At 60.5% G+C, this 6671-nt stretch carries 7 protein-coding genes; 3 read left to right on the plus strand and 4 right to left on the minus strand.

The genetic code is table 11. From position 1 onward, the window contains the following. Positions 1-247 (plus strand): GGDEF domain-containing protein (locus GIW04_RS26295; RefSeq protein ID WP_236479345.1); only part of this gene is annotated, 247 nt, incomplete at its 5' end. A gap of 147 nt (positions 248-394) precedes the next feature. On the opposite strand, the gene dacB is transcribed toward GIW04_RS26295, so the two are convergent. Further along, positions 395-1855 carry a D-alanyl-D-alanine carboxypeptidase/D-alanyl-D-alanine endopeptidase gene (gene dacB / locus GIW04_RS26300; protein WP_003193256.1) on the minus strand — a complete coding sequence of 487 codons (1461 nt, stop codon included), beginning with the start codon at positions 1853-1855 and terminating at the stop codon, positions 395-397. A 236-nt stretch (positions 1856-2091) separates the two neighbouring features. Here dacB and GIW04_RS26305 point away from each other — a divergent pair, with 236 nt between their 5' ends. Further along, positions 2092-2436, plus strand: a complete 345-nt coding sequence (locus GIW04_RS26305; RefSeq protein ID WP_003193255.1) for a YggL family protein — start codon at positions 2092-2094, stop codon at positions 2434-2436. Between the two features lie 37 nt (positions 2437-2473). Here GIW04_RS26305 and GIW04_RS26310 read toward each other — a convergent pair whose 3' ends face one another. Then, positions 2474-3664 (minus strand): benzoate/H(+) symporter BenE family transporter, encoded by a 1191-nt coding sequence (locus GIW04_RS26310; RefSeq protein ID WP_003193253.1) that lies wholly within the window; start codon positions 3662-3664, stop codon positions 2474-2476. Positions 3665-4003: 339 nt separating this feature from the next. On the opposite strand from GIW04_RS26310, the gene GIW04_RS26315 reads away from it, so the two are divergent. Next, positions 4004-4768, plus strand: a complete 765-nt coding sequence (locus GIW04_RS26315; RefSeq protein ID WP_003193251.1) for a GntR family transcriptional regulator — start codon at positions 4004-4006, stop codon at positions 4766-4768. A gap of 152 nt (positions 4769-4920) precedes the next feature. Here GIW04_RS26315 and guaD read toward each other — a convergent pair whose 3' ends face one another. After that, positions 4921-6225 carry a guanine deaminase gene (gene guaD, locus GIW04_RS26320; RefSeq protein ID WP_094774060.1) on the minus strand — a complete coding sequence of 435 codons (1305 nt, stop codon included), beginning with the start codon at positions 6223-6225 and terminating at the stop codon, positions 4921-4923. A gap of 12 nt (positions 6226-6237) precedes the next feature. After that, the coding region (locus GIW04_RS26325; RefSeq protein ID WP_236479346.1) for an XdhC family protein at positions 6238-6671 on the minus strand (434 nt) is incomplete at its 5' end.

The following is a 6671-nucleotide window of genomic DNA, read 5'->3' on the forward strand; positions in this document are numbered from 1 at the left end:
GGAAGTGTTTGTGGTGCTGTGCCCAAACACCGATGGCGCCCAGGCCTACAGCCTGGCGATGCAGTTGTGGCAGTCGCTGCGCGGTGCGTCGATGGAGCCGGTGGGGGTTGTCACCGCCAGCTTCGGCGTGGCCAGTTGGCGGCTCGACGAAGGTATCGATGGCTTGCTGCTGCGCGCGGATTCGGCGGTGTACGTGGCCAAGCAGGCGGGCAGGGATCGGGTCGAGGAAGCCCTGACGCTTGAATGATCGTTCCCACGCGCTGATCGTTCCCACGCTCTGCGTGGGAATGCATCCTGAGACGCTCCGCGTCACGCCTTGAGCGCGGACGCAGAGCGTCCAAAACAGCATTCCCACGCAGAGCGTGGGAACGATCAGACAGGGCAATGTGAGGCTTTAGAGAACCGGTGCGGCTGCAACGGCCTTCGGCTGGCGATACAGGTCCAGCAGCACCTGATCCAACACCGACGAGGCTCCCCAAGGCTTGGGGTCGTTGAGAATCGCCACCACCGCCCAGGTATTGCCATTGTTGTCGCGGCTGTAGCCGGCGATGGCGCGTACGGTGTTCAAGGTGCCGGTCTTCACATGGGCTTCGCCGCGCAGGGCGGTGGTTTTCAGGCGTTTACGCATGGTGCCGTCGGTGCCGGCGATCGGCATCGAGCTGATGTACTCCGCCGCATAAGGGCTTTTCCACGCGGCTTGCAGCATGGCCGCCATCTCGCGGGCGCTGACCCGTTCGGCGCGGGACAGGCCGGAGCCGTTTTCCATCACCAGGTGCGGCGCGGTGATGCCTTTTTTGGCCAGCCACTGGCGCACGACACGTTGCGCGGCCTTGGCATCGTCGCCATCGGCATCGTTGCGAAACTGTGCACCCAGGCTCAGGAACAACTGCTGGGCCATGGTGTTGTTACTGTATTTGTTGATGTCACGGATGATCTCCGCCAGGTCCGGTGAGAAGGCGCGAGCCAGGACTTTTGCATCCTTGGGCACCGGTGCCTGGATATCACGGCCCTGGATGGTGCCGCCCAACTCCTTCCAGATCGCCCGCACGGCGCCTGCGGTGTAGGTGGCGTGGTCGAGCAGCGACAGGTAGGTCTGCGAGCTGCAGCCATCACCCAGTTGGCCGCTGACGGTCACGGTCACGCTGCCGTCGGCGGCGGTCACCGGGCTGTAGCGCACGTCACCGGTGCACTGTTTGGCGTTGGTGACTTTCACCTGGTTGTCGATGCGAATGCTGGCAATCGGCGGCTCGACCGATACGATCACCCGCCCCGAATCATTGCGGGTCACGAAGCGCAGGGCCTTGAGGTTGACCAGCAAGGCGTCGGGCTTGACCAGGAACGGCTTGTTCTCATCGTTGCCGTCGTCGTTGAACTCGGGCAATTGCGGCTGGTTGAAGAAGTTACGGTCCAGCACCAGGTCGCCGGTGACTTGCTGCACGCCATTGGCGCGCAGGTCGCGCATCAGCAGCCAGAGTTTTTCCATGTTCAGCTTGGGGTCGCCGCCGCCCTTGAGGTACAGGTTGCCGCGCAACACGCCGCCGCTGAGGGTGCCATCGGTGTAGAACTCGGTCTTCCACTGATGGTTGGGGCCGAGCATTTCCAGGGCCGCGTAAGTGGTGACCAGCTTCATGGTGGAGGCCGGGTTCACCGAGACGTCGGCGTTGAAAACCGTCGGGGTACCAGGACCGTTCAGGGGCAGCATCACCAGGGACAGCGCGGTATTTTGCAGCTTGGCCTTCTGCAGGGCCTGGGCAACGCTGGGTGGCAGGGTGTTATTGACGGGAGCGGCGCAAACGGAAAAGGCCAGGGGCAAGACAACACTGGCAAGTAACACGGAACGCAAAGATTTGATCATAAGAAATAAAACCCTACTGCTGAGGAGGGTGAAAAAGGCGAGGGGTATGGAAGAAAATCCCTCAGTGGTCACGAAAGTGTCGGCATTATGCCCCAAGCTGGCGCCACGTGTAGCTGAACGATAGCTGCTAATCGTGGTTTTTTTGCGCGCATTTGCCCGTCGGTCCCAGAGAGTCGGGCAATTGCCGCCTTAAACTGCTAAAGTGCCGCCCGTTAATACTTATGAGGATTGTTCCAATGGCGACTAACCGTTCCCAGCGTCTGCGCAAAAAACTGTGCGTTGATGAATTTCAAGAGCTGGGTTTCGAACTGAACCTGGACTTCAACGAAGGCCTGAGTGAAGAAGCTATCGACGCTTTCCTCGAAGCATTCATCAAAGAAGCCATGGAAGCCAACGGCCTGGGCTATGTCGGCGGCGATGACTACGGTCTGGTTTGCCTGCAGAAGCGTGGCTCGGTCTCCGAAGAGCAGCGTGCTGCGGTCGAAGCCTGGCTGAAAACCCGTTCCGAGCTGACCAAGGCTGAAGTCAGCCCGTTGCTGGACGTGTGGTATCCAGAAAAGCCGATCAACGCGGCTAAGTGATACTGAAAAAAACGGCGACCTGAGGGTCGCCGTTTTTTTATGCCTTGCGCCAATTCAGAATCAGCAGCGTCAACACCCCCGCCACAATCCCCCAGAACGCCGACCCGATGGAAAACAACGTCAAGCCTGACGCGGTGACCATAAAGGTGATCAGCGCCGCTTCCCGTTCCTTAGGCTCATTCATGGCGATGCTCAAGCCATTGATGATCGAGCCAAACAACGCCAACGCCGCAATCGACAGCACCAACTCCTTGGGCAGCGCCGCGAAGAGTGCCGCCAGCGTGGCGCCGAATACCCCGGCAATCCCATAGAACACCCCGCACCACACCGCCGCGGTGTAGCGCTTGTTGCGGTCTTCATGGGCATGGGGCCCGGTGCAGATCGCCGCGCTGATCGCTGCCAGGTTGATGCCGTGGGAGCCGAACGGTGCCAGCACCAACGACGCCAGACCGGTGGTGGTGATCAATGGCGAAGCCGGCACGGTGTAGCCGTCGGCCCGCAGTACGGCTACGCCGGGCATGTTCTGCGAGGTCATGGCCACCACGAACAGCGGAATGCCGATGCTGATGGTCGCCGCCAGCGAGAAGTGCGGCGTCGTCCAAACAGGCGTCGCCACCTCCAGATGAAAGCCGCTGAAATCCAACAACCCCATCAGCCCTGACAAGGCGGTGCCGATGAGCAAGGCGGCCAGCACGGCATAGCGCGGCGACAGGCGCTTGATGATCAGGTAGGTGAAGAACATCCCCAGCACCAGCCCGGTACGGTGCTGGGCGGCGACGAAAATTTCGCTGCCGATCTTGAACAGAATCCCCGCCAGCAGCGCCGCCGCCAGTGAGGCGGGAATCCGCTTGACCAGTTTCTCAAAGCTGCCGGTCAACCCGCAGACCGTCACCAGTACCGCACAGGTGATGTAGGCACCGATGGCCTCGCCATAACTCACGCCGCCAAGGCTTGTGATCAACAGTGCCGCGCCAGGGGTGGACCAGGCGATGGTGATCGGTGTGCGATAGCGCAGGGACAGGCCGATGCTGCACACCGCCATGCCGATGGAAATCGCCCAGATCCACGAAGAAATCTGCGCGGTGGTCAAGCCAGCGGCCTGGCCGGCCTGGAACATCAGCACCAGGGAGCTGGTATAGCCGGTCATCATGGCGATAAAGCCGGCGACGACGGCCGACGCAGAAGTGTCGGCCAGTGGGCGCAAGGGCGCTTGGGTGGCGTCGGTCATGGAGAGGTGTTCCTTTTTACCTGACTCCGCACGCTGTAGGAGCGAGCTTGCTCGCGAAAATCGCCAACGATAACGCGGGCAATCAGATTAAACGCGGCGCCCTTGGGTTCTTCGCGAGCAAGCTCGCTCCTACAGTGGGATGTCGTTCATGGGAAATCGTGGATTCAAGCCTAAACTCAAACGTAACCAGTCATTGCAATACAGCCGAGCCCGCAAACAGCCGTACAGTGTGTTGGCACAGTGGGTTGTGTACAATGTGCGCTGTTTTTAGGTGATACTTGCCAGCGACACGCTGTTGCCGTATTACCGTTAATTCGCCGTTCTCAAACCCGAGTGCCCATGAACGAACAGTTGCAACCTCTCAAGAAACAACCGCGAGCCGGCAAGGCCGGTCGCAGCGGAACCCAGGACGATATCGTCTATGCGCATATCTTCGAGGCGATCCTTGAACAACGCCTGGCGCCCGGAACCAAATTGAGTGAAGAGGCACTGGGCGAGATCTTCGGCGTGAGCCGCACCATCATTCGCCGCGCGCTGTCGCGCCTGGCCCATGAAAGCGTGGTACTGCTGCGGCCCAATCGCGGTGCGGTGGTTGCCAGCCCAAGCGTCGAAGAAGCACGCCAGGTGTTCATGGCCCGGCGCTTGGTGGAGCGGGCGATCACAGAATTGGCGGTGCAGCACGCCACGACCGAGCAGTTGGCCGAGTTGCGCCAGATGGTCAACGACGAGCGCGACAGCTTCTCCCGTGGTGACCGTGGCGCCGGTATCCGTCTCTCCGGCGAATTTCACTTGAAGCTGGCCGAAGCCGCGAAGAACGCGCCGCTGATCAGCTTCCAGCGCAGCCTGGTGTCGCAGACGTCATTGATCATCGCCCAGTACGAAAGCGGCAACCGCTCGCACTGTTCCTACGATGAACATACCCAGTTGATCGACGCGATCGAAGCACGGGATGCGACGTTGGCGGTGAACTTGATGATGCATCACATGGATCACATCGACAGCAAGCTCAACCTCGATGAAGAGAGCGCGTCGGATGATTTGCATGCGGTGTTTTCGCATCTTTTACAGACTAAAAAACCTGGGCGCTCGTCTGTAAAGTTGTAAACCCAATCAAATGTGGGAGCAGGGCTTTTGTGGGAGCCGGGCTTGCCCGCGATGCAGGCGCCGCGGTGTATCAGTTACACCGCGGTGATGCTATCGCAGGCAAGCCAGCTCCCACACAAGCCAGCTCCCACATGGGTTGTGTGTAGCTTGAATCAGCGCTGGTGCACGAGCTGGCCGGCTGCATAGGTCTGCAGTACCGTCCGATCATCCCCCAGCGTCATCAGCACAAACAACGTCTCGGCAATGTTATTGGCCTGTTTCAGGCGATAGCTCAGCAGCGGCGTGGCGTTGTAATCCAACACCAGGAAGTCTGCATCGGTACCTGGCTGCAAGGTGCCGATCTTGTCTTCCAGGCGCAACGCCCGCGCGCCGCCCAGGGTCGCCAGGTACAGCGACTTGAACGGGCTCAGCCGCGCACCTTGCAGTTGCATGACCTTGTAGGCTTCGTTCAGGGTTTGCAGCAGCGAGAAGCTGGTGCCGCCACCCACGTCGGTGCCCAGGCCCACGTTCAAGTTGTGTTTCTCGGCCATCGGCAGGTTGAACAGACCACTGCCGAGGAAGAGGTTCGAGGTCGGGCAGAACGCGACTGCCGAGCCGGTCTCTGCCAACCGTGCGCATTCGTCGTCACACAGGTGTACGCCGTGGGCAAACACCGAGCGCTCGCCGAGCAGCTTGTAATGGTCGTAGACATCCAGATAGCCGTTGCGCTCCGGGAACAGCTCATTGACCCACTCGATTTCCTGCTTGTTCTCGCTGATGTGGGTCTGCATGTACACATCCGGGTATTCGCCCAGCAGCTGCCCGGCCAGCGTCAGTTGCTCCGGCGTGCTCGTAGGCGCGAAGCGTGGCGTCACCGCATAGTGCAGGCGGCCCTTACCGTGCCAGCGCTCGATCAGCGCCTTGCTTTGCTGGTAGCTGGATTCGGCGGTGTCGGTCAGGTAGTCCGGTGCGTTGCGGTCCATCATCACCTTGCCGGCGATCATGCGCAGGTCGAGTTTCTCGGCCGCTTCAAAGAATGCATTCACCGATTGCGGGTGCACGCTGCCGAACACCAGCGCGGTGGTGGTGCCGTTGCGCAGCAGTTCCTTGATGAAGATATCGGCGACTTCTTCGGCGTGAGCCTTGTCGGCAAACTGGCTTTCACAGGGGAAGGTGTAGGTGTTGAGCCAGTCCAGCAACTGTTCGCCATAGGCGCCGACCATACCGGTTTGCGGCAGGTGGATATGGGTGTCGATCAAGCCAGGGGTGATCAGCGCGTCCTGGTAATGGGTGATGTCAATATCGGCGGGCAGGCTCGGCAGCAGGTCGCTGGCGTGACCAAGGGCGCTGATCTGGCCGTTGTCGATCACCAGCAGGCCGTCCTCGAAATATTCATAGGAGGCTTCGATCCCCACGATGGCAGGGTCGGCGATGCTGTGCAGGATGGCGGCACGGTAGGCTTTGCGAGTCAAAGGCATGATCGTCTCAATTTAGATAGCGTGGCTGCGGCGCGAAGCCGGCAGCAGTTTGGCAATAGGTTCGGCGCCGGCAAGGTGCTGGCCGAAATTGGCGTTATAGGTGGCGATGATTTCGCCGGCGATGGAGATGGCGATCTCCACCGGAAGCTTGCCCTTGACCTCGGGGAGGCCCATGGGGCAGCGCATGCGCTGTAACTGCGTGGCATCAAAGCCACGGTCACGCAGGCGGTGTTCGAATTTGACCCGCTTGGTTTTCGAGCCGATCAGGCCGAAGTAGGCGAAGTCGTTGCGCTTGAGCAGGGCGGCGGTCAGTTCCAGGTCCAGCGCGTGGTTGTGGGTCATGACGATGCAGTAACTGCCTGCTGGCAAGTCGGCAATTTCGTCGACCGGCTCTTCGCTGACGATTTTACGCACGCCTTGGGGAATGTGCTGCGGGAATTCCTGCT

This window comes from Pseudomonas sp. PA-4-8C (genome assembly GCF_021606625.1).
GTDB classification, from domain to species: Bacteria; Pseudomonadota; Gammaproteobacteria; order Pseudomonadales; family Pseudomonadaceae; genus Aquipseudomonas; species Aquipseudomonas lactis.